The following is a 22,752-nucleotide window of genomic DNA, read 5'->3' as shown; positions in this document are numbered from 1 at the left end:
TCCCGCCTCCTTCCGCGCACCCACTTCATGCTTTGCCAGATGATTCCTCGCCCCTCCTCTGGTACCAACAAGGAAGTGAATTGCAAATGCAAAGTAACTCCGAGGGGCCGGCTTGAGAAATTGCCGCATGGATTGCTGCCCCGCTTTTTCTCCGGCCTGACCCCGGGTCAGCTTGCCACGGTCGTGAACGCCGCCGTTCATCAGCGCTTCAAGCCGCGTGCCGTCGCGGTTTCGCAGGGCGCCTTCCCGAACCGCGTGCTGATGCTCACCAGTGGCCGCGCCGCGCACTTTGTCCTCACCAGGGAGGGCAACAAGGTGCCGCTCTATTGGCTGGTTCCAGGGCAGTTATTCGGCGGCACGGCGCTTCTCGCTGAACCCACTCCCTACTTGACCAATACCGAAATCCAGACGCACGCCTGCGCGCTGGCATGGAGCAGGGAAGCCATGCACGGCCTCCTGTGCTCGTTTCCCGTGCTCATGGAAAATGCGCTCTCCATCGCCGTGACGGAACAACTGGCATGGCAGTTGGCAGTGCGCATGTCATTCGCTTCTGACGATGCGCCCATGCGCATCGCGCGCCTTCTCGTCGGCCTTGCGTGCGGCATTGGACAGCCCCGTTCAGGGGGCATCGAGATCGCGTCTTCCAATGAGGAACTGGCCGCCGGAGCCGGCGTTACGCCTTATACGTTCAGCCGCATCCTCTCCCGCTGGAAACGGGCCGGCGTGCTCACCAAACGCCGCGGCGTCATTGTCCTCCTGCGTCCCGAACTGCTCAGCACCGGTCCCTGAAATCAGGTAATTGCCCGCAGACAACGACATGCCCACAAACCAATGGGATGATCGGTTCATAACAAGCAAAGCAGATCTATTTTGCTCAAGGCGATCCTGGAGCCTGCACGCTTCCCCCGCCCGCAGGCTAGCTCTCGATCCGCAGATTGATAGGACCCGCAAGCTGGGTTCTCTGCGTGGGCTTTTAAGCATTTCACTCCGCTTGGGGGGTTCTGTGGACGTTATCACGAACCCCTGATTTTTCCCCTGGGATGCCATCGGTTTTCGATCCTCGCTTCGTCGGGGACGGCCTGCTTTGCCCCTGACTTCGCCGCCCCGGGATTCAGAACTACCGCCCTGCGGCATCGCCCCGGCTGGTGAGAAACGCGCAGCCCCCAATTCCACAGCCGCTTGGGTGTACACGCGCCGGTCCCATGCGCTATCCTGACCCTTAGTCCATGATCTTTTCCCGTGAATACATTGGTTATCTGGGCCGTCGCACGGTCAAGCACCTCATTGACTCCAAGTTCATCACCACGAATGACTTGAAGGCGACGGAAGAGCGCGTCACCGCGGCCCTCATTGAGGAGCTCGCGCTGGAAGACCGCATCAATGAAGAGGTTCGCCTCATCCTCGACGCCTACTCCGACGAGATGCGCAAATCAGGCGCGCAATACGCCGAGATGTTCAAGAAGGTGAAGACGGAGCTCGCCAAGAAATACAAGGCGGTGCTATGAGAATCAGCCGCGACAAGCTCAACAAGCTGGCCCACACCGTGGCTGACTCTCTTGCCGAGATCGAACAGGTCGGCTTCCTCGAAGATCGCAACACCATTCGCCAGGAAGCTCGCAAGGCTCTCGAAAACCTTCTTACTGAAGAAGCCCGCATCGACACTGCCGCCCGCGCCAAGATCGCCTCGCAGCGCAAGATCATCCTCGAAGGCTCGCAGGAGTGGGAGATCCTCTACCGCAAGTACTACAACGATGAAGTCCGCAAGCTCGGAATCTGAAGCCTCCCTCGCAATAGACCGCTCGCGGTAGTCAACCTAGTCCGTCAGCACGGGCGCGCGCCGTATCTCGGGATTGGTGAAGATATCCGACTCATCACGGCTGCGGCTGGAGAACTCCGAAACCACTGCCCCCTGCGGTCCGGCCTGGAACCAATGCAGCGTGTCGGGCGGAATTGTGTACTGCTCTCCGGGCTTCAGCACAATCTCGTGAAACACCGTGTAGTGATCCTTCGACGCCTCGGGAACCGTCGCTGAAATCGAAGCATTCGGCTCTCCCGCAACATAGAGCCACACTTCGCCCCACCGGCAGCGGAACGTCTCCTCCTTGCCTGGTTCGCCATTCACGCGCGGATGCCGGTGTTCCGGGCACGTCTGACCAGCAAATATGACCAGCTCCTTCGCGCAATAGCGATCGTTGTTGATGTAAGTGACAAGTTCGAGCCCCTCTTGCGCAAGTCGGCCCAGTCCCATATCTGCCACCTCGAGGCCGGCGGCCTCCTCGGGAGTCAGTACGATTCCCGCGCCATGGAGCATCTCTACAGCCCGATCGCGAAATGTGCGGACTTCATCGGATTTCATCATCGGTCTCCATCATCTGATGTTGCAGTTGCCGTCCCCGGCGCCTATTGCGATACGCCGTCGAACTCCATATAAACAGCAAGCTCAATGCGCGGCGCCGTCACACCTGCTCCCTCAATCGTCCATGAGAGATTCTGTAGCTTGTCTCCTGGCGCTGCCGGCGAAGTGAGAAACAGCGAAACAGGGTATTGCGAATGCGGCTCGAGGTGATAAACGCCTTCCTTGGTGTCTCCCGCCCAGCCTGCGGGCAGCGCCGCATGCAGCGTCACGTCCGCCCCTGTCGGCGAGTCGTTGCGAAGCAGCAGCGGAACCCATAACTGGTTTCCATAACTCAACGCCGTCTGCGCGGGCACAAGCGTCTCAAGTGTCTGCAGCCCATGAGCCGGATAAAACTGCCGGTAGAATGCCCACGGGCCGCCGAGCTCGAGAGTGACGCCTCCCTTTGCATTCTCACGATACCCCGGAGCAGGCGCGAACGAAACGGCTTTGCCCGCCACTCCTGTCCATACATCGTCTAGCGTCTTCGACTGAACCAGCGACTTACCCAGGATCAGATACTCGGGCATGTTCACATAGCCGCTCAGCGTCTTCTCATCAAAGTCCACCTGTGTGGCATATTGCTTCCAGGCCAGTCGATTGATCTCAGCAAACGTCATGTTCCGCGCCTTGCACATATCGCTGGCGAGATACGTGGGCCCATGCCCCTTGAGAAAATCAGGGTGACTCGCGTCCGAAAAGAAGTAAATCTTCTTCGCCTGCCAGGGACGAAGTCCCTCCCCATAATTGCCCACTCCGCCATGCCATCGAGGCGCCGTGAGTTGTTCAGCGAACGCCGTGGGATCAGCCGCCTGGTCGAATGCTTCCACCGCCACCACGGCTGACGCCTGATGATCGCCGTGGTTCTCGCCGGCCACATAAGCCGGGAGCCATGTCAGAATCACCTCCGGACGCGTGAGCCGAATCAGGCGAACGGCTGACTCCAGCGCACTTCCGTGTCCCAGCGTTTCCAAAGAATGAAGCACATCTTGCGTCGGCGTATCCTGCCCATCGAGAAACCAGACATTGGTGATCCCGCGTTCCGCCAGCGATCGCCGCGCTTCCATTTCGCGAACAGCCGCCAGCGACTTGCTTTGCTCCATGCCTACCGCGTTAGGACCGGAATTGCCGCGCGTCGTGAAGATCACCGCTGCGCGCTTGCCCTCGTCGAGAACAGCCCTTGCCAGATAAGTAGAAACGGCCGTGTCATCGTCAGGATGCGCGACGATCAGGAGGATGTCCGCTTTGTAGCGCGGGTCCGGCTCCGCGATGGGCGAATGCGGTTGAGCTCGGACGACGGCGCACGCGAGCGCAACCAGTGTGCCGGCCAGCAGTCGCCGCGAAAAGGGTTTGATCATGCCGTCTCCGAAACCAAAAGAATACATCGCCCGCCATTCGATGCGCTGAAGTGAAGGCGCAAAACCAGCGGGCGCGCGGCAGGAGTTCATGTGGGCTGTCTTCGCTGATGTCAGGCTAAGCACGAAGGGCCCCCGACCCAGTCGGGAACCCCTCGTTGCAGTGCGCGTCAGTAAGAGATCTTCAGGCTTACCTGGATGGCTCGCGGATCGTTGCGCGTGCCGTACACGGTGCCGAGATCGCCGCAGTTGAGGCAGGTGCTGATGTTGCCGCCGCCGTAGATGGGATGGTTGAAGAGGTTGAGGAAGTCGCCGCGAAGTTCAGTGTGGAAGCGCTCCGGACCAAAGACCTTGGCCACTCCCAGATCCACGTTGTAATCATTCGCTTCGCGAAGCTGGTTGGCGTGAGCCGGTTCGTTGCCGTAGCGATAATTAAACGGCTGGCAGAGCCACTGATTGCCGTCCCCGTCCGTCACAACCTGATCGCACCGCTGCAGGTTGTTGCCGGTGTAGTCGAGCCCCTGGAACGCAGCCGGATCGATCCAGTTGGTCTTGCTGCGGTGCTGGGGCCGTGGATTGCCTGCGAGATCAGGCAGCCCGGGGCCCGGAAATCCATAATTGCCCAGCGGGTTGTTGTAGAAGCTCACAGGGTTCGGCAGCGGCAGGCCGCTGGCCAGGCGAATTCCCGACGAGACATTCCAGCCGCCCAGTGTTTGCCGCACCAGCATGGGAGCGCTTCCGCCCCACTGCCGGCCCGCTCCATACGGAAGCTGATAGACCAGCGCTTCCGCAAAGCTGTGCGGCACATCGTGCGTGCTGTATGAGTAGTCGAGCTTGGTGTTGTAGATATCGCGCCAGTTATCTACGCCCGTCCATCCCAGCCGCGCCTCGGAACCGTTGTCGAGATTCTTCGACCACCGGTAGGTGGTGATCGAATCGAATCCGTGCCAGAACGAGTGGTTGTACTTCGCGTTCAGAGCGTCGAACTGCGAGCGGGCTCCCGGAGTGGAGCGGGTCAACTGCAGATATCCGAATGCGGGGAACGGCCTGAGAAGAAGGTTGCGCGCAATCGTGGGGCCGCTCAGGAAGCTGTTAGGGTCGGTGACGACTCCATAGAACGGGTTCGGAACCTGATCGTCGAGAGCGGAACCGAGCGACAGATCTTTCGTGGGAAGCTGATCCAGATCGAGGTTCGGGTTTCCGTATAACAATCTGCGTCCGCGAACCCCGGTGTACCCGATCTCGAATACCGAGTGCGAGGAGACCTGGTATTGGAAATCGGCGCTCCACTGGTACAACACTCCGACCGGATGCGGTCCCTTGAGCCATATCTGCCCCGCCCCTATACCCAGCAGGGTCTGATCCCCGGCCTGATTGCCCGTGGGCTCAACCAGACCGTTGGGAAATGGATTGCTGACCAGGTTCCCGGGGATGTAGCCCTGATTGTTCTGCGTTGCGACCCACGGAGTCTGAGCCGTGTAGCCCGGCGACTGGCCGCCATCATCAAAGCCCAGCATGGCCGAGGTCGGCGTGTAGAAGATGCCGGCGCCTACCCGCCCAACCATGCGGGAACTCATCTTGTAAGCCAGCCCGAGACGCGGGCTGAAGTTCAGATTATCGGGCTCCCATTCGTTTCGGCCGCGTCCATCCACTCCTGCAAATTCGAAGCCGCCGCGCACCGTAGACCCGAATGCCTGGCTCAGAGAATTGACCGCGTTTGGATCGAAATACGCCACGCGGTTGTGCCGTTCGGTCGCGGGCCGCTGGTTCTCATAGCGAAGGCCCGCATACACCGTCAGATTCCTGGTCATTCGCCAGTTGTCCTGCAGGTAGAACCCGAAACTATGCTGGCTCATCGCAGGGTCCATGTTGAAACTGTTGCCGCCGCCACCGCCCACGCCCACCAGCATGCTGGCGAGTGCGTTGCCGGTGCTGGCGGTGCCGAGGTTGACCTGGCAGGGCCCCGTGCCCGGCGCCCGGTCACACCCGGTTTGATCATTGCTGAAATTGAAGTTTACCGGCGCGTCCTGGCGGATGTTGATCATCGACACGTCATAGTTAAAGCCAAACTTGACGGTGTGCTGGTGCAACTGCCTGGTGATATTCACACTCCCGGTGGCGAGCGTGCGAACATAGCGCTGAAAGCTCGAATAAGAGCTGCCTAGCTGTGAATACTGGCCCGCGTAGACCAGCGGCAGCAACGGCGCCTGCGAAAAGCTGGGCGGCAAGCCGATGTCCGACAGATCCGCCACACCGTACCCAACGGCGGTCTGACCTTCCCACCAGCGCGAATACGCGCCATAGGTGTTGATCACCCAATCCGGCGTGGGAGTGACGGTATCGTTGATCGCAAACTGAAATCCATGGTCCTGGTTGCTGGCGATGTTATCCGCGCCGTTACAAAAGGCGCAGCCGGGAGTCTGGTTCTGACGCACGCGATGGGACACGCGCGCGAAGATGCGATGCAGTTGATTCTGCGCCCAGTCGACACGCCAATCGTATTTGTCGTTGGACGTATTGTTGGATGGGGTCGCCGCAAAGTTGTTGAGGTGGTTCGGGCCCTCTCCGGGCAGGTTCGGCAGGGGATAGAGCGCGATCAGCTTTTGCCCGACTGCGTCCAGGCCACCGGGAATCTTGTTGCCCGGATAGCGATCACGGGTGTAATACGTGTTGCCCTGCGGGTCGGTGACCTGGTGGGTGGAGAAGGGGTCGTAGATTACGTCCAGAGCACCCGAGGGAAGATACGTTTGCGAGAAATCGCCCTGGCGCTCGGCTGCGGTGGGAACCGTATAGAGCATGCGCCCCAGGCTGCCCGGCTGACGCAATCCCTCATAACCGCCAAAGAAAAAGAGATTGCGCGATCGCCAGATCGGACCGCCGACATTGGCGCCAAACTGGTTGCGGTGAAAGTTGGGCCGGGGGCTTTGTTCCCCCACTGGAGCATTCTTGTTCGACCAGCTGTTTGCATCGAATGCGGAGTTGCGCATGTAGTCGTAGGCCGAGCCATGAAACTGGCTGGCGCCGCTCCGCGTGATCAGAGTAACAACGCCTTCGCCACCGCGACTGAACTGTGCGTCGTACTCGTTCTGAACCACCTGTTGCTCTTGAACGGAGTCCTGAATAGGCGAGACCATCAAGCCCCCCCAATCCACGGCCGTTGAAGGAGCTCCGTCAATCAGGATCTCCGACTCGGCGGAGCGGCCGCCATTGATGCCGAACGCGCTGGCGTTCTGATCGAAGCTCTGCGAACGCGAGGTCATCCCGCCCTGTGCTTCCGTCGTGCCGGCGAGATTGAATACAAAGTTGAGCGGGTTCCGGGTGTTGTTCGGAAGACTCTGGATCAGTACTTCATCCATCGTGATGGAATTGTTGGACGACTCCGTGTCGACCAGGACGGTATTGGCGCTGACTACTACCTGTTCCTGCGCACTGCCAATCTGCAATTGAGTGTCCACAGTAGCCGCGGTATTGGCCCGCAGCACCAGATCGGTCTTGACGAAATCCTTGTAGCCCGAAGCAGAGGCCGTGATCTTGTAGGTGCCGGGAAGCAGGTTCTGGAAGGTATAGCTTCCTGCGTCATCGGAGATCTGGGCGCGGGTATCATTCGTGGAACTGTTGATCAGTTGCAACCGCGCACCCTTGACGACGGCGCCGCTCGGGTCCATCACAGTCCCCGAAATAGACGCGGAAAAGGTCTGGCCCAGAGCCGCGTGGCTCACTGCGATTGCCAGGCAAACGCCTAACACTACTGCCAGGCGGTCTTGGCATCTTTGAAGCAATTCGAATATCCGGCGAAATTCCATTCAGAGCCTCCATAATTGCGAAAACCAGGAAATGGGCACGTCACTTCTAGAGCAGGTTCCGTTCAAACCAGCAATCGAGCGAAGTTTGGTGCCTCTTGATGCGACTTTTTACCGTTTGACCGTTCTACTTTGGATCGGATCAAAGCTTGGTCGGATCGACGGTGTTGCTCTGCTGCGTTTAGGGGAAGAACGTCCGAAGGTGCTGTTGGGGGCCCGTTCTTTTCCTGAGTAGCGACGATCGGGCGGTCCCACTGCTTGAAACGTTTCAGTTCGCGGCCCAATTTACTCCGGCCGGAGAAGGACTGTCAAGATACACGCCGGGGACCTTGCAACCGTGGCCGGGCAGTTTCGCAGCCGTCAAGGAGCCATCCACCCACTGCGGCAAAAGAAGTCATTTCGTGCGGATTCGGCTACCAGCGTGCGCAACTCGCAACCAGAAAAGCGAGGCCGCCGGCAGCACCCCGATCTGCCGCCAGGGAGGTGGGGCTGGCGCGACTCCCGGTCGAGCTCGTTTTCGGGCTCCGTCTGAAACCGGAAGGCTCCCCCATTCGAGGAAACCGTTTTGGCGTAAGCGCAAATTTTTGTTAAAGTAAGGAAGTGGCCGCAAGGCTGCTCCCCTGCAAAGTGTGGCGCTATCGTCTAGGGGTTAGGACGTGAGATTCTCAATCTTAAAACACGGGTTCGATTCCCGTTAGCGCTACCAAAGAGTCCAGCGACCCGCTCCCCGAGCGGGTTTTCTCTTTCGTGCCACAGGATCCGTTCCGATCGGATGTGAGCGACTACCGGACGTGCATCGATACGAGCGCCGAATGCTCGGTGTCGGCGGCGATGAACTCCAGGCCTACGCCATCGTCCCCCCAGCGGCTCACGCGCATCTCCACCGTCGTAGGAATCATCGTTGCATCGTCAAGGGCATCTGTGCGCTGCAGCCGGATGCGCACCCGCGTGCCGAGCGGCCATCGCTCGTCGGTGAGCAGGTACAAACCGGTTGTGCTGATATCGAGAACGGCTTGCGCAGCAAAGGATTCGCCGTTGGACTCGACGGCTGCCAGATGGGGCCAGCGCGCCCGTCGGGAAATACGCCGATCTTTCTCGGCCTCTTGGACCAGCCGGTTTTTCGCGGATGTCGGTGAACCGAGGGACGGAATCAGACACATGCTATCCACTGGATGCCCGGTGTTGCGCAGCCGCGCCCCCATCTCCTCGGCCACGCAGATTACCAGTTGATCGCCGCCTTTGGTCTGCGACGACTCAAGCGCACCCGCGGGTAAAGCCAGCAGGCTTTTCGCTTCAGGATGCCGAGGCGCTATCCGAAGACGCGGAAACGATTCGATGAGGTGGACCACCCGATGCAGGCCGTCTAGATAAATGAGATCGCGAGGTGAGAGCAGTCCCACAGTGGTCGTAACCCTGAGATTGACGATCCAGCTGCCCTGATAAGACCGAGACGTGCTTCTGATCAGGATTTCGTTCAACCGCTCGCTCAGCCCGTCGGACCGTGTGACTCCAAGACTCAAAAAGCTCTCATTCGTCTCGTTATATACGCAGTACCGCTCTAGGCCCATGGTTCTTCTCATCCTTTAGCTATCGTCAACCGCAGGCTACGCAACAGTTCCGAGCCAATATAGAACCGGGAGAACCTTTAATGGTATTGGTTGTGCGCTCGGGGCCCTGGGAAGCATCTGCCGCAATCCTGCCGTCCCAAAGCTACAAGAGCAGAGAGTTATTTCCGGGTGCACAGCAAGGTTACGGCGCAGCCGGGGTCCGCAAAAAAACATTACTGCGGACCCCGGTCTGCAAACCGGGCCTTAACGAGCGAGAGGTGATCGCCCGCAGTTACTTCACGCGCGAGCGGCGGCGCTGAACGAGAATGCCCAGCACGACCAGGAACAACACACCGGCGATGATGCGAATCATTGTGGCGTCCATGTCAGTCTCCTTTCCTCCAAAACTCGTTAAACTCAAACTTGCGGCAGGGCGCCTCCGGCAGCTCCGGCCTAAAACAGTCCAAACAAACTCTTCTTCTTCTCCGGCTCGGCGTTCAGGCCGCATGCCGTTCGCGCCATCTGCCGAATCATCCGGGCTACCCCGGAATCTCCCATCACCAGCGGAGTGGCGGTCGTTTGCATTTCCCTGACAGCCGACCGGTCCTCCGGAATCCGCCATTGCGCGGGCCGCGTCAGTGCGCGGGTGATGTGCTCGTCATCCACGCCAAGCGCTGAAGACGAGTAGCGGTTCAAAATGATTTCCACCTTCGGCAGGTTCGCTGGAAACAACTCGGAGATAATGCGGTTGGAATTGCGCAGCTCCGAGATGCCCACGTGCGAGACCAGGTAGACCACGGCCTCCTGCCCGAAAATCGCCGTGCTTTTCAGCATGAACCGCGAGCCCGCGTCGATCACCACAGTGTCGAATTCCTGGCGAGCCACTTGAATCAGCTTGTTCACGGCTTCCGGGGTAATCTCGTGTGGAACAAAGTTGCCCGGGGCGGCGAGCACACGCAGCCCTGTGTCATGCTGCGCTGCCAGCCGTGACAGCAGATTCGTGTCCAGGCGCGCAAAGTTCTGCAGGGCGTCCACGGTCGAGTACTGCGGCGTGAGGCCCAGCACCAGGCCGCTGTCGCCAAGCGGCAGATCCAAGTCGATCAGCAGGACTTTGGCTCCCGATTCTTTGGCCGCCGAGACCGCGAAATTTGTCGCCATCGTGGTGACGCCCGCGCCACCCTTGGCTCCGCAGAACACGCAAAGCCGTCCGTTTTCCTTGGTCCCGGGGCGAACGGCCGAGCGCCGCGCGGTGGCACGGATCATTGCCTCAGCCACCGCACCCGGCGTTATAGGGAACGTCAGAAATTCCCGCGCCCCGGCCCGCATGCAGCGCAGCATCATCTCCGAGTCAAGCCGTGCCGAGTAGACCATGACGGTCATCTGCGAATCGCTGCAGAGGTTCTCCACCAACTCCAGCGCGTATTCAGAGTTGCTGTCCAGATCGAGAATGATGACATCGAAGCTTAGCTTTAAAAGACGCGGAAGCTGGTCCAGGTCAGGGTATGAGGATAGCTGCTGGCTGACGCGGCATGGAGCGCCGGCGAGAGCGCCGGCTACAGAGTAGCGGCGAGCCTCATCGGGGCCGATCAGGGCGACGTTCAGCACGTTCGCTCCCAGAGCTTCGCCCGGCTCCTGCTTCGTCATTTCGAAATCGCTAGTCCTCAAGCTGTTCAAAATCGCCTGGTTTTCAGCCCTTGTGGGCGTTCGCGCCGGGGATCTCTTTTCTCCAGCGGGGTTCGAATCCAACTCCGTATTGTTTTTGCGGTACTTACGTAATGGTTAGCAGGGTGGTGCGAACTCCGCTTCCCGACTGTCGCGGTTGCACTGTCTTTCTCACTTGCTGCCCTGCGATGGTGCAATTGGGATTCCAAACGGAAACAGCCAAAAGTCATCTGAAAACACTAGGGTTGGCACGCTGGTACCTGCCCGCTGTGTACGGCTGTTTACAGCCGCGGTGACACAATCGGACACACCTGGCCCATTGCCAAGGTAGTTACCTTGGGAACTGTTACCCCTTAGCTATTTCGTTGTATTTACGAAAGCCTCGGTGTTACTTTAGGCTCGCTTGCAGAATCAGGAAATAGTTGGAGTTGACCCAAAGTGATTCACGTTGGGCTTTTTTCGCAGGACTTTGCCTTGCAACCTCTGTTGTCCTCGGGACTGGGAAATGAGTTTCAGTTCTTCCTCGATTCCACTGAGGCTGGTATTCGCAGCCTGATCGAGGACGAAGGATGTACGGTCGTCATTCTCGACCTCAATTCCCACGAGGGCTCGCCGAAGGACAGGATCGAGTCGGCACGCCGGCTGATCGCATCGCAGGTCACAGTGCTTGTGCTTGCCGATGATGCTCTTCGCGTAACTGCCAACGAGTTGGTGCGTGGCGGCGCCTACAGCTATTGCCGGCGCCCGCCCTCGCTGCGCGACATGCGCATCCTGCTGCGCCGCGCCCATGAGGCCGCCCTGCGCAAGCAGGAGTTCGGAGCAGCCCAGGAACGACTGGATGAGGCCGCCGGCGAGCGGACGAAGATGATCGGCAGCAGCGAGGCCATGCAGCGCGTTGCCCAGCTCATCGATCGCGTCGCCGACATCGATGCCTCGGTTCTCATCAACGGAGAAAGCGGGACAGGCAAGGAACTCGTAGCCCGTGCCATTCATCAGCGCGGTACGCGCGCCCGCCGCCCCTTCGTTGCTGTCGCCTGCGGCGCGATCCCTGAAACCCTGATTGAAGCGGAACTCTTCGGACATGAAAAGGGCGCGTTCACCGGCAGCGTGGGAGCCCGCGAGGGCTTTTTTGAGCAGGCCGCGGACGGCACTCTCTTCCTCGACGAAATCGGCGAGCTCAGCCTTTACACCCAGGTCAAACTGCTGCGCGTTCTCCAGCAGCGCGAGTTCAGCCGTCTGGGCAGCAACCGGCTTGTCCCTTTGCGCGCGCGGCTCATCTTCGCCACCCATCGCGATCTGGGCGAACTGGTGGCCCAGGGCAAATTCCGGCAGGACCTTTATTACCGCATCAACGTGATGAAGATCGAAACGCCCACCCTGCAGGAGCACGCAGAAGATATCCCGCAGATCGCCACGCACTTCCTTCGCCATTATGGGCAGCTCTTTCAAAAACGCATGAACGGCATCGAGCCCGAGGCCCTCGCCCTTCTGCAGGACTATCACTGGCCGGGCAATGTGCGGGAACTCGAAAACGTCATTCAGAGGGCGATCATTCTTGCGCCGGGTTCCATGCTGCGCGCTGAAGATCTGCCCCGCAACCTGCATGAAGAAGCAGTCACCAATGAGCAGGACTGCCTGCCCGGTGGATCGTTTGAGCGGCAGCTGCGCGACTACAAGATCAGGCTTGCCGAGGCGGCTCTGCGCGAGAATAACGGCAACAAGACAATGGCCGCCCGCAGCCTCTCCATCTCCCGCGGCTACCTGCACCGCCTCATCCGCCTGGCTGAATCCGACCCACTCGCGGCAACGCTCGAAGGAGCCGAAGTTTGAAGCCCCTGCGTAACGAGCCGAAAAGCCGGCCCTGAATCCCTTCTGAATCAGCAGTACCAAACAGAAATCGCAGGCGCGCAGCCTGGGATTTCTGTTTGCGCTGCCACGTCTACGTCTACTCGCCGGCAGACGTGGCGCTCGACTGGAGCCATTTCTCGAGCTTGGCCTGCTGCAGTCCCCGGAATTCAATGCAGCCGTTGATCCGCTCCACAGAGTGCTTCATGGCCTGGTCAGCCGAGGCGACTTTGTGCGATGCAAAGAACTGCTGCACATCCTCGCGCGTCTCCGCCGAGCAGAATGCGGATGTGGAACCCACCAGAGCGTTGCCCATCTCCGGCGTCAGCAGAGCGTGGATGGCATCCCAGTGGTCCTTGATGTACTGCCAGGCGCGGTCGCGTGTTTCGCTGCCCGACAGGGCAATGGCGAACTGGAACGCTGCGTCCTGCTTGCGCACCTTGTCCGTGAGCGCATAGTCGAGCGCCCGCTTTTCCAGCTCCGGGTCCTGAAAGATGGCCAGCATGCCCAGCGCGCTCTCCTGCAACTCGGGATTGGTGGAGGTCTCATAGACGTGCTGCAGCTTTTCGAACAGCCCCGCGTCGCCATGCTGCGCCGCGATGGCAGTTGCCGTCTTGGCCAGCGTGGCATCCTGAGATTCTGGCTCAGCCAGGAACTTGAGCGCAATCTCGCGCGCCTGTGCAATCACCGCCGGGTCTTTTCCATACAGCCCCAGAATGCCCATGAGAGTAGCCCGAAGCTCGCGCTTGTCGGGCGAGTCGCCGCGGGCAGGGGCTCCGAGCCGGGCGTACTCCTCCGAGAAGGTATTGCGTAGCCACGCCGCCAGCCGTTCCTTCTCCTCTTCGGTTGCTGCAACCCGCGAATAAATACTCTCAAAGCCGCTGAGGGCAGTGCTCACCACAGTCGCGTTTTCATCGCGCTTCACCGCGCTCACCAGGTTCAGGTAGTCGCCCACGCCAGCCTTATTGGCGCGGACCTGCGACCACTCGTCACCGATGAGGCTGATGCGCTCGGTAGGGGTCAGTCCGGTCTCGAGCTGCTTCACCAGGTCCGCATATTTATCCGCCGGGTAGGCGCTGCGATAGAAACCGCGTCCGTCGGCATTGGCGAAAAACAGCTTGCCCGCGGGAACGCTCAGGCTCGTGGCTTCAGGCGTGAGCACCTGGCACTCCTGCCCGGTGTTCGATTTGAAGCAAACGGGGATTGTCCACTTCTGCGCGGGATCCGGCTGAATGCTGGGGCTCAGGAAGAACCGGTGCTGCGAAACGGAAACCCTGCCGCCGGCGGGGTCGCCAAAGGTGACAATGGGCGCGCCCGGCTGAGCCACCAGACTCTCCATGATCTTGTCGATCGGCTTATGGCTGGCGGCTGTCTGTGCACCCCAGAAGTCCTCGGCCGTGGCGTTGCCGTACTCATGTGCGGCGAGATAGTTGTGTACGCCCTTGCGGAACGTCTCGCGCCCTTCGTAGTTCTCCACCATGTTGAGCACCGCGCCCGCCTTACCGTAGGAGATGCCGTCGAACATCTGCTCGATCTCTTCGCGGGTATTGGCCTTGGCGCGAATGGCGCGCGTGGTGGGCTGGGCGTCCAGGTCGAGCGTGCCGTCGAGACTGGCGGCCTCATCCTGATCGATATTCCACTCGGGATGCATGGCGGCCACGGGCTTGTTTTCCATCCAGGTGGCAAAACCCTCGTTGAGCCACAGATTGTCCCACCACTGCATGGTTACGAGATCGCCGAACCACTGATGGGCCATCTCGTGCGCAATCACTGCCGCCACTTCCTTCTTGGCGCCCACTGACGCGGTCTTCGGGTCAATCAGCAGGGCGGTTTCGCGGTAGGTGATGGCGCCAAAGTTCTCCATCGCGCCGGCTTCGAAATCAGGCAGTCCGATGAGGTCGAGCTTCTTAAGCGGATAATGAATCCCGAAGTAGTTGTCGTAGTAATGGAGCACATACTTCGCCACGTCCACGCCGTATTGCGTGAGGCTCACTTTGTCCGGGGTGGCGCACACGCGGATCTTCACGCCGTCCTGCTCGCCCGCGGTGCACTGGAAGTCCCCCACCAGAAAGGCCACAAGATAGGTCGACATCTTCGGTGTGGTGCCGAACTTCAGTGTATGTTTGTCTGCTCCCGGCCCCGGCGTGTCGCTGATGATTTCACTGTTGGAGATGGCGGTGTCGCCCTTGTCGACCACCAGGGTCACGTCATAGGTGGCTTTGAGCGCAGGCTCGTCGAAGCTGGGGTACGCGCGGCGGGCGTCGGTCGATTCGAACTGCGTGACGGCGTAGTTGCGCCTGGCGGTCTTCGAAAGATAAAACCCGCGCAGCTCGTCATTCAGCATGCCGGTGTAATGGATCGAGAGCGACGCCTTACCCGCGGGAATCTGCTGCGGGACCGTGAACGTGGTCTGCTCTTTTTCCTTGTCGGTGGAGACCGTGGCGGTCTGCTCCTGGCCGTTCGCCCGTACGCTGGCGGACTGGAAGGCGCACTCTGCGGAGTTGAGGGTGATGGAGGTGGTGGGCTCCTTCACCTCAACGTCAATCCGCTCCACGCCGGTGAAGGTTGCGGCCTTCAGATCGGGTGTGAGCGTGAGATCGTAGTGCTCAGGCGTCACGGTTCGCGGAAGGCGTTGCGCGCGTCCCTGGCCTGCCGGCAGGAAAAATGCCAATGCAAAAACGCTGGCGCCAACCGCGCGGCGAAGGAAAGCCGTACTGTACTTCATTGAAACCTCATTTGCTTGAAATCGGAGCGGCTCCAGACCGGGATGGATTCGATTCAGCCCGATGAGCGAACGAGCGGCGAGCGGCGCCAAGCTTCATTCTAGGCGAGCGCGCGCCTACAGGACACTACGCCCCGCGGTCAGGCTCGGTTCCCATCGTCAAGGCCCCCGGAATTGACCAATGCCGAAGCCTTTGCTCAGGCCTCAGGTTTCCCGTCGCGCAAGCGATGAATACCCAGCGGATTCGCGTCCTGCAACTCCGGCGGCAGTAGCGCCTGGGGGAAGCCCTGGAAGCATACCGGCTTGGCGAAACGGTAGATGGCCTGCGATCCCACCGAGGTGAAGCGTGGGTCCGAAGTAGAGGGATACGGGCCGCCATGCACCATGGCGTGCGTCACCTCAACGCCGGTGGGAAAGCCGTTGACGATCAGCCGCCCGGCCTTCTGCTCAAGGATTTCTACCAGTTCGCGGTGGGCAATCAAGTCGTCCTCGTCGCCCAGAAGCGTGGCCGTGAGGTGGCCGTCGAGACTGCGTGCGGCGCGTACATAGTCCAGCGCGCTGTCGCAGTGCACCAGCAGCGTGTCGGGTCCGAAGATTTCGTCCGCCAGTTCGGGCTGGCCGATGAGCTGATCGAGGCAGGCAGTGAAGAGCTGGGAATTGGCATGAAACCCGGCGGCATCTTCGGGAATGAGTGCGGAGGCTGTCAGGGGTATTTCCTGGGCCCGCTTCGACGTCGCGGTGCCATAGGCTTTGGCGATCCCGGCGGTGAGCAGGGTGTGGGGTTGCGATTTTTCTACGAGGGATTTCAGCTCCTCCAGGAACAACTGGCCCTCCGGAGCTTCGGGAACCAGGACAATGCCCGGCTTGGTGCAGAACTGCCCGGCGCCCAGAGTGAACGATCCAAAAAGGCTTTTGGCAAGTTCCGCAGGGCCCTTCCGCAGCGCGCTGGGCAGCACAAAAACAGGGTTGCCGCTGGACATCTCTGTAAAGCAGGGAATCGGCTGCGGACGCGCCGCCGCCAGATCCATCAGCGCGCGGCCCGCGTGCAGCGAGCCAGTGAAAGCCACCGCCTTGATGAGCGGATGCTGTACGAGCCCGGAGCCGATCTCGACACCGGCATCGTACAGCATCGTGAAAACACCCGCCGGCAAGCCTTCAGCCGCGACGGCTTCCGTGACGATTTCCGCTGCGATCTCGCTTGTGCCCGGATGCGCCGGGTGCGCCTTGACCACGACGGGACAGCCCGCCGCCAGGGCCGACGCCGTGTCACCTCCTGCCACTGAGAAGGCCAACGGAAAATTGCTGGCTCCGAAGACCGCGACGGGCCCCAGCGGCCGCAGCATGGAGCGAACATCGGCCCGCGGCAAAGGCTGTCGGTCGGGCATGGCCGGATCGATGCGCGCCTGCACCCAGGAGCCTTCCTCGACCAGCGACGCAAAGAGCCGCAACTGTCCGGAGGTGCGGCCGACTTCGCCCAGAAGCCGCGGCATGGGCAGCGCCGTCTCAACGTGCGCGCGGTCTGCCAGCTCTTGCTTGCGGGCGTCGAACCCGTCGGCGCAGCGACGCAGCAAGGCGGCTTTGGCCTTTCCAGTCGCGCGGGAGTAGCTCTCAAAAGCGGCGGCGGCCAGTTGCACAGCTTGATCCAGCTCCGCTTGCGATGCCGAGTGAAACACAGGATCGAGCATTTCAGCGGTGGCGGGGTTGGCTGCCTGAAAGGAGCGGCCGCCGGCCACCCCGCGCGTGGTACCTAAGAAGGACAATCCGGAAAGAGACATAACACTTGCATTATCCCGCACCGGAGCGACGCATCGAGAGAGGTGGGTTTGCCATGATGGCCTGCGATTGGTTAGAACGGTGCGAACAGCTTTGTGGCTCCAAGGCGGCGCCTGCGCGCCGTAATGCTCTGAAGCTGCGGTTTGTGGAGGCGTGTTAGTGCAGAGTATCCCGGTTGTTCCGTCGCAGATCAACAACAGTCATCACGCGCCGCTGGTTCCGGCCGGCCGCATGCTGCCGTTTGTGCTGGTTACGGCGTTGTTCTTCTTGTGGGCCATTCCCAACAACTTCAATGACATCCTGATCCGGCAATTCATGAAGTCGTTCGAGATTAACCGGCTGCAGGCGGGGCTGGTGCAGTTCGCCTTCTATCTGGGCTACTTCTTCCTGGCGTATCCGGCGGGTGTGATCATGCGGCGAGCCGGATACAAAACCGGCATTGTGATCGGGCTGTGTCTTTATGGAGCGGGATGCATCCTGTTCTATCCGGCGGCGCACGTGGGGCAGTACTGGTTTTTTCTGACGGCCCTGTTTGTGATCGCGAGTGGCCTGGCATTTCTCGAAACCGGCGCCAGTTCGTTCATTGTCCAGATGGGCGATCCTGAAACGGCGGCGCAGCGGGTGAATTTTTCGCAGTCGTTCAATCCCCTGGGCAGCATCACCGCAGTGCTGATTGGGAGCCAGTTCATCTTTTCGGGTGTTGAGCTGAATCCCCTCGAGGTAGCAAGGCGGCAGGCTGAGGGCACCTACCAGGCCTATCTGAAATCGGAGACGCTCCGCGTGGTGACGCCCTATCTGGTGCTGGGCTCGCTGGTGCTGCTGTGGGCCGTGCTGATCGCGCGCACACGGTTTCCGCACACGGGCATGGACTACTCGCGCAACACTCTGGACCACGACACGTCGAAGCCACTGTGGAAGCGGAAGCACTTCGTGTTTGCCGTGGTGGCGCAGTTTTTTTATGTAGGCGCACAGGTGGGCGCATGGAGCTGGCAGATTCCATATGTGCAGACCTACACGGGAATGGGCGAGCGCAAGGCGGGGTATCTGCTGACCGCGGCGCTGGTGGCGTTTACGACCGGGCGGTTCTTCTCGACATGGCTGCTGAGGTACGTGCGGGCATCGCGATTGCTGGGGGTTTACGCGATCGTCAATGCCGCCATTTGCGCGATGGTGGTGCTGCGGCCGGGCTGGCTGGGAGTGGGCTGCCTGGTTGCAGTCAGCTTCTTTATGTCCATGATGTACCCGACAATTTTTGCGCTGGGAGTGAAGGGACTGGGAACTCGAACCAAAACCGGCGGCGCGGTGATCGTGATGTCAATTGCGGGCGGCGCGGCAATTCCGCTCATCATGGGTCGCGTCGGCGACCTGGCCGGCGTGGCCGTCTCGTATGCCGTGCCGGCTGTCTGCTTTGTGGGAGTGGGGCTGTATGCGTGGCTGGCGGCGTCGCCGGAACAGGAAGAATTGGCGGCGGATCCGGGGCTGGCCCTGGGGTAGAGAATCAGCAACCAGGAACCAGGGATCAGGCAGGGACCATCGAGGGCCGGCATGTTGGGAATGCCGGCCCGTTTTGCTATTCGGCCACAGTGGAATTGGTCAGCGAGCCTAGTCCCTCAACCGTCACCGTGACGGTCTCCCCGGCTCTGAGCCAGCGTTTGGGAGTACGGCCGAGGCCCACGCCCGGAGGCGTACCCGTGGAAATGACGTCCCCCGGAAGCAGCGGCGTGATCGACGAGAGATGCTCGATAAGCTGCGGGATGTTGAAGACCAGTTCGCGGGTGTTGGAATTCTGCAGCGTCTCCCCGTCGATCGAGAGGCTGATCTGCAGCGCGTGCGGGTCGGCGATCTCGTCCGCCGTAACAATCGCCGGGCCCATGGGGCAGAAGGTGGGAAAGCTCTTGCTCATGGACCACTGCGTGGAGGCGAACTGCACGTCGCGTGCGCTCACATCATTCACAATGGTGTATCCGTAGACGTGGTCGCGCCAGGCGGACGCGGGAATGCGATAGCCGCCTTTGCCGATGACAAAAGCGAACTCGGCCTCATAGTCGGGCTTGGTCGAGTTGCTGGGCAGAACAATTGCGTCTCCGGGCCCAATAATCGACGTGGTCAGTTTGAAAAACACGACCGGCGTGGTGGGCAGTTCCATGCCCGACTCTTTCGCGTGGTCGCGGTAGTTAAGGCCGATGGCGAAGACGCGCGGCGGATTGGCAATGGGTGCGTTCAGGCGGACGCTGTCAAGACTCACTGTGGGACCATTGTGCGGCGGTGCGGTGAGGCCGCCTGCAATCACGCCGAGCGTATCGCGAAAGGTGTCGCCGAGCGTCAGAATCGTGTTGTCGCTTAAGAGCGCGCCGGGATGAACCACACCATCGGCTGCCGAGTAGGAAACCAGTTTCATGCAAAGCTCCTGATAAAAATTGATTGGTTCAGGCGGCGGTCCAGCCGCCGTCAATGGCCATGGCTGCGCCGGTGATGAATGCGCCTTCGTCGGACGCGAGATAGCGCACCATCGAAGCCACCTCCTCGGGGCGGCCCAGGCGGCCAATGGGCTGGCGGGCGCGCAGTTCGGCGCGCGTCTCTTCCTTGTTATCCTTGTGGAACTTTTCCAGGTAGCCCTCCACAAAGGGCGTTTCCACGGTACCGGGGCAGATGGCGTTCACGCGCAGAGTCTTGGGGTATTCGACGGCGAGCTGGCGGGTCATGGCGATGACCGCGCCTTTGGTCGTGCAGTAAGCGAAGCGCTGCTTGATGCCCACTTGCCCGGCCACGGAAGCGATATTCACGATATTTCCGGAGTGGCGGTCATCCAGGGCGGCCAGCAGCAGCGGCAGAAAGGCGCGCGTGACAAGGTAAACCGCGCGGACGTTAACGTTGAGCAGGCGATCGAAGTCGCCGGGCTCGGTGGCCTCGATAGAGCCCACATGGCCGATGCCGGCGTTGTTGACGAGGATGTCGAGGCGGCTAAGTTGCGCCACGGCCGCGGCGATGGAGTCAGGGCTGGTAACGTCGAGTTCGATGGCCTGGGCTGATCCAGTGGATTCGGCGAGGGCGCGCGCGGCGGTTAGATTGATATCGGCGATCCATACAAAGGCGCCCGCGCGTACAAGCTCCTTCACAGTCGCTTCGCCAATGCCACTGGCGCCCCCGGTGACCAGCGCGTGCCGGCCGGAGAGACCGAAAACCGGGCCTGCCGATAATTGCGTATCGCTCATGACAGAGTTCCTAAGGCGAGAGATGCTGTAACCATCCAGCATAGACGGTGGGCGCGGCCGGACTGCGCACAACGATCGCATTTCAGCGCGGTGCGCGCGATGAACGATACTGTTAGCGGCAAAAGAGAAGCACGAAAGGGGACCACTGGTGGCGCTGCTGAACGAAGACAGGCTTTTCCCGGCGGATCAAACGACGCGGGCGATTGCAAGGCGCTTGTATGACCAGATTCGCGATCTGCCCATCGTGAGCCCTCATGGGCACACGCAGGCGGGCTGGTTCACGCGCAATCAGCCGTTCCCTGATCCCGTAAAGCTGTTTGTGCAGCCCGACCATTACGTGTTCCGCATGCTCTACAGCCAGGGGATTGCGCTGGAGGAGCTTGAAATTGGCAAAGAAACCATTCAAGACCCGCGCAAGGTGTGGCGCACGTTTGCCAGCCACTACTACCTTTTTCGCGGCACGCCCACGCGGCTGTGGCTCGACTACTCTTTCCAGACGCTGTTCGGGTTGAACGAAAGATTGTCGGCTGCCAATGCCGATCACTATTACGACGTGATTGCGGAGAAGCTGGCGACGCCGGAGCTTTTACCGCGGGCGCTCTACGAGCGGTTCAATATCGAGGTGCTGGCTACAACCGATTCGCCCCTGGACTCGCTGGCGGACCACCAGGCCATTCGCAGTTCGGAGTGGCAGGGAAGGATTGTTCCCACCTTCCGCCCGGACCCGGTAGTCGATCCGCAGTTCCCGGATTTCCAGGACAATGTGCGCGCTCTGGGGGCGCTCACTGGAGAAGATACGTTCACGTGGCGCGGCTACCTGCGGGCACTGGCCTCGCGGCGCGAGTACTTCAAGCGGCTGGGTGCGACGGCGACGGACCATGGGCATCCGACGGCTCTGACTGAAGACCTCGGAGACACGAGTGCCGCGACCTTGTTTGAGCAGGTGATCAAGGGCACGGCGTACCAGGCCGATCTGGAAATCTTCCGCGGGCAGATGCTCACCGAGATGGCGCGCATGAGCGTGGAAGATGGACTGGTGATGCAGATCCATCCAGGGTCCGTGCGCAACCACAATGCGCAGCTCTTTGCGAAGTACGGGCGCGACATGGGCGCGGACATTCCGGCGCCTACGAACTACGTGGAGGCCCTGCGGCCGCTGCTCAGCCGCTTCGGCAACGAACGCAACCTGACCCTCATTCTCTTCACCCTGGACGAGACGACATACAGCAGGGAACTGGCGCCGCTGGCGGGGCATTATCCATGCTTGCGACTGGGGCCTCCGTGGTGGTTCCACGACAGCCCGGAGGGAATGCGGCGGTTCCGGGAGATGGCCACCGAGACGGCCGGGTTCTACAACACCGTTGGGTTCAATGACGACACGCGGGCCTTCCTGTCCATCCCGGCACGGCACGATGTGGCGCGGAGGATAGATGTGGCGTTCCTGGCGGAACTGGTCGCTGACCATCGGCTGGAAGAAGATGAGGCAGCCGAGGTGGCCCACGAGCTTACAGTAGGCCTGGTGCGGAAGGCGTATCGGCTTTAGAAGTCCCGATCTATTTACTCACTAGTAAACTAACGCCGTTTCCTGGTTTCTCAGGAAATATTTTGCTTCGTACCACCTTGTGGTTCGATTTGCGGGAAATCCGGAAATCTGTAGGGGTGTTCTGGCTGTAAGTCGCAGATTCTCCATGCAAGGTGCTGAAATCCTGTCAAGCCCCTCTGTGGAAACCTTTTTAGATAATTGATTAATTTTCTGGTTAACATTTGGTGCCGATGGGTTTGAGAGGGAAGTGACGGCAGGGATTTTCGCCGGCGAGAACACGGAGCTATGATGCCGCAGTCGGTGGGGAAGGGTCTGTGCTGGCGGTCACAGGTGGAACGGCAGTATTGAGGTGTTGCGGGGGTGTGGGAACCCCGGCGACAGCGAGTCAGCAGGCGGCCGCTACGGATTCGTGGTGACGATTTCGCTGAAGTCGGCGATGCCGGAGAAGTTGCGCAGGACTTCGTCTATGAGGGCGAGGTTGGCGCCGCGGATGGCTTCGTCGGGGTCGAGGACCATGACCTTGTCGAAGAACAGGTCGACGGCAGGGCGGAGGGTGGCGATTTCGCTGAGAGCGGCCTCGTAGTCGCGTTGCTGGCGGAGGTTGGCAACGCGCGGGGCGAGGGTGGCGGCGGCGTCTGCAAGTTGGCGAGCTTCGGGGGCGAACTTAGCGGGATCGGCGGGACCGACGGGGATGTTCTTCTCTTCGGCCTGCTTGAGGATGTTTTTGATGCGCTTGAAGGCCGCCGAGACGGCGGCGAAGTCTTCGGAGCCGCGGACAGCGGTGAGTGCTTCGGCACGCGCAATGGAGTCGCGCACGTCGTCTGCACCGGAGGCGAGCACGGCGTTGACTACATCGTAGGAGAAGCCGCGCACGTCTTTGAGGTAGAAGTGAAGGCGCTCG

The 22,752-nt window shown here is 60.7% G+C and carries 16 protein-coding genes and 1 tRNA gene; 7 read left to right on the top strand and 10 right to left on the bottom strand.

The features are described 5' to 3' along the window. The 3 genes from VGL22_RS21300 to VGL22_RS21290 form a co-directional block, all read left to right on the top strand. Window positions 1-789, top strand: a 789-nt coding sequence (locus VGL22_RS21300) for a Crp/Fnr family transcriptional regulator (RefSeq protein ID WP_465268981.1), incomplete at its 5' end; no start/stop codon positions are given. Window positions 790-1,226: 437 nt separating this feature from the next. Beyond that, on the top strand, window positions 1,227-1,505 hold the full coding sequence (locus tag VGL22_RS21295) for a DUF507 family protein (protein WP_465268980.1): 279 nt from the start codon (window positions 1,227-1,229) through the stop codon (window positions 1,503-1,505). Then, window positions 1,502-1,777 (top strand): DUF507 family protein, encoded by a 276-nt coding sequence (locus VGL22_RS21290; protein WP_465268979.1) that lies wholly within the window; start codon window positions 1,502-1,504, stop codon window positions 1,775-1,777. Before VGL22_RS21295 ends, VGL22_RS21290 begins: the two co-directional genes overlap by 4 nt. 36 nt (window positions 1,778-1,813) lie before the next feature. Here VGL22_RS21290 and VGL22_RS21285 read toward each other — a convergent pair whose 3' ends face one another. The 3 genes from VGL22_RS21285 to VGL22_RS21275 all read right to left on the bottom strand — a co-directional run bounded on the left by VGL22_RS21285 (window position 1,814) and on the right by VGL22_RS21275 (window position 7,466). Continuing rightward, window positions 1,814-2,359: a D-lyxose/D-mannose family sugar isomerase gene (locus VGL22_RS21285; RefSeq protein ID WP_465268978.1), complete on the bottom strand. Its 546-nt coding sequence runs from the start codon at window positions 2,357-2,359 to the stop codon at window positions 1,814-1,816. 41 nt (window positions 2,360-2,400) lie between these two features. Next, on the bottom strand, window positions 2,401-3,750 hold the full coding sequence (locus tag VGL22_RS21280; protein ID WP_465268977.1) for a PIG-L family deacetylase: 1,350 nt from the start codon (window positions 3,748-3,750) through the stop codon (window positions 2,401-2,403). Window positions 3,751-3,917: 167 nt separating this feature from the next. Further along, on the bottom strand, window positions 3,918-7,466 hold the full coding sequence (locus tag VGL22_RS21275; RefSeq protein WP_465268976.1) for a TonB-dependent receptor: 3,549 nt from the start codon (window positions 7,464-7,466) through the stop codon (window positions 3,918-3,920). A 712-nt stretch (window positions 7,467-8,178) separates the two neighbouring features. On the opposite strand from VGL22_RS21275, the gene VGL22_RS21270 reads away from it, so the two are divergent. Further along, window positions 8,179-8,253, top strand: a tRNA-Glu gene (locus tag VGL22_RS21270). A 76-nt stretch (window positions 8,254-8,329) separates the two neighbouring features. Here VGL22_RS21270 and VGL22_RS21265 read toward each other — a convergent pair. Next, window positions 8,330-9,025: a PilZ domain-containing protein gene (locus tag VGL22_RS21265; RefSeq protein WP_465268975.1), complete on the bottom strand. Its 696-nt coding sequence runs from the start codon at window positions 9,023-9,025 to the stop codon at window positions 8,330-8,332. A gap of 522 nt (window positions 9,026-9,547) precedes the next feature. After that, on the bottom strand, window positions 9,548-10,738 hold the full coding sequence (locus VGL22_RS21260) for an AAA family ATPase (RefSeq protein WP_465268974.1): 1,191 nt from the start codon (window positions 10,736-10,738) through the stop codon (window positions 9,548-9,550). A gap of 492 nt (window positions 10,739-11,230) precedes the next feature. Here VGL22_RS21260 and VGL22_RS21255 point away from each other — a divergent pair, with 492 nt between their 5' ends. Continuing rightward, window positions 11,231-12,586: a sigma-54 interaction domain-containing protein gene (locus VGL22_RS21255; protein WP_465268973.1), complete on the top strand. Its 1,356-nt coding sequence runs from the start codon at window positions 11,231-11,233 to the stop codon at window positions 12,584-12,586. 115 nt (window positions 12,587-12,701) lie between these two features. On the opposite strand, the gene VGL22_RS21250 is transcribed toward VGL22_RS21255, so the two are convergent. Continuing rightward, window positions 12,702-15,326, bottom strand: a complete 2,625-nt coding sequence (locus VGL22_RS21250) for a M1 family metallopeptidase (RefSeq protein WP_465268972.1) — start codon at window positions 15,324-15,326, stop codon at window positions 12,702-12,704. Window positions 15,327-15,520: 194 nt separating this feature from the next. After that, window positions 15,521-17,098, bottom strand: a complete 1,578-nt coding sequence (locus VGL22_RS21245) for an aldehyde dehydrogenase (NADP(+)) (RefSeq protein ID WP_465268971.1) — start codon at window positions 17,096-17,098, stop codon at window positions 15,521-15,523. 157 nt (window positions 17,099-17,255) lie between these two features. Between VGL22_RS21245 and fucP the strand changes: the two genes are divergently transcribed. Beyond that, the gene (gene fucP, locus VGL22_RS21240; RefSeq protein WP_465268970.1) at window positions 17,256-18,590 is read left to right on the top strand and encodes an L-fucose:H+ symporter permease; all 1,335 of its coding nucleotides are present in this window, start codon (window positions 17,256-17,258) and stop codon (window positions 18,588-18,590) included. A 76-nt stretch (window positions 18,591-18,666) separates the two neighbouring features. On the opposite strand, the gene VGL22_RS21235 is transcribed toward fucP, so the two are convergent. Both VGL22_RS21235 and VGL22_RS21230 read right to left on the bottom strand, forming a co-directional pair. Further along, entirely contained in the window at window positions 18,667-19,494 is an 828-nt protein-coding gene (locus tag VGL22_RS21235) for a fumarylacetoacetate hydrolase family protein (protein WP_465268969.1), read from the bottom strand. Between the two features lie 28 nt (window positions 19,495-19,522). Continuing rightward, a complete protein-coding gene (locus tag VGL22_RS21230; protein ID WP_465268968.1) occupies window positions 19,523-20,308 on the bottom strand; it encodes an SDR family NAD(P)-dependent oxidoreductase in 786 nt (261 codons plus the stop codon). Between the two features lie 154 nt (window positions 20,309-20,462). Here VGL22_RS21230 and uxaC point away from each other — a divergent pair, with 154 nt between their 5' ends. Then, complete coding sequence (gene uxaC, locus VGL22_RS21225) at window positions 20,463-21,851, top strand: glucuronate isomerase (protein ID WP_465268982.1); 1,389 nt, start codon at window positions 20,463-20,465, stop codon at window positions 21,849-21,851. Window positions 21,852-22,250: 399 nt separating this feature from the next. Here the strand turns inward: uxaC and VGL22_RS21220 are convergent. Beyond that, the coding region (locus tag VGL22_RS21220) for a DALR anticodon-binding domain-containing protein (RefSeq protein WP_465268967.1) at window positions 22,251-22,752 on the bottom strand (502 nt) is incomplete at its 5' end.

Origin of the sequence: Occallatibacter sp. (assembly GCF_036502485.1) — a bacterium.
Classification (GTDB): domain Bacteria; phylum Acidobacteriota; class Terriglobia; order Terriglobales; family Acidobacteriaceae; genus Telmatobacter.
This window is presented reverse-complemented; position numbering and strand designations above follow the sequence as displayed.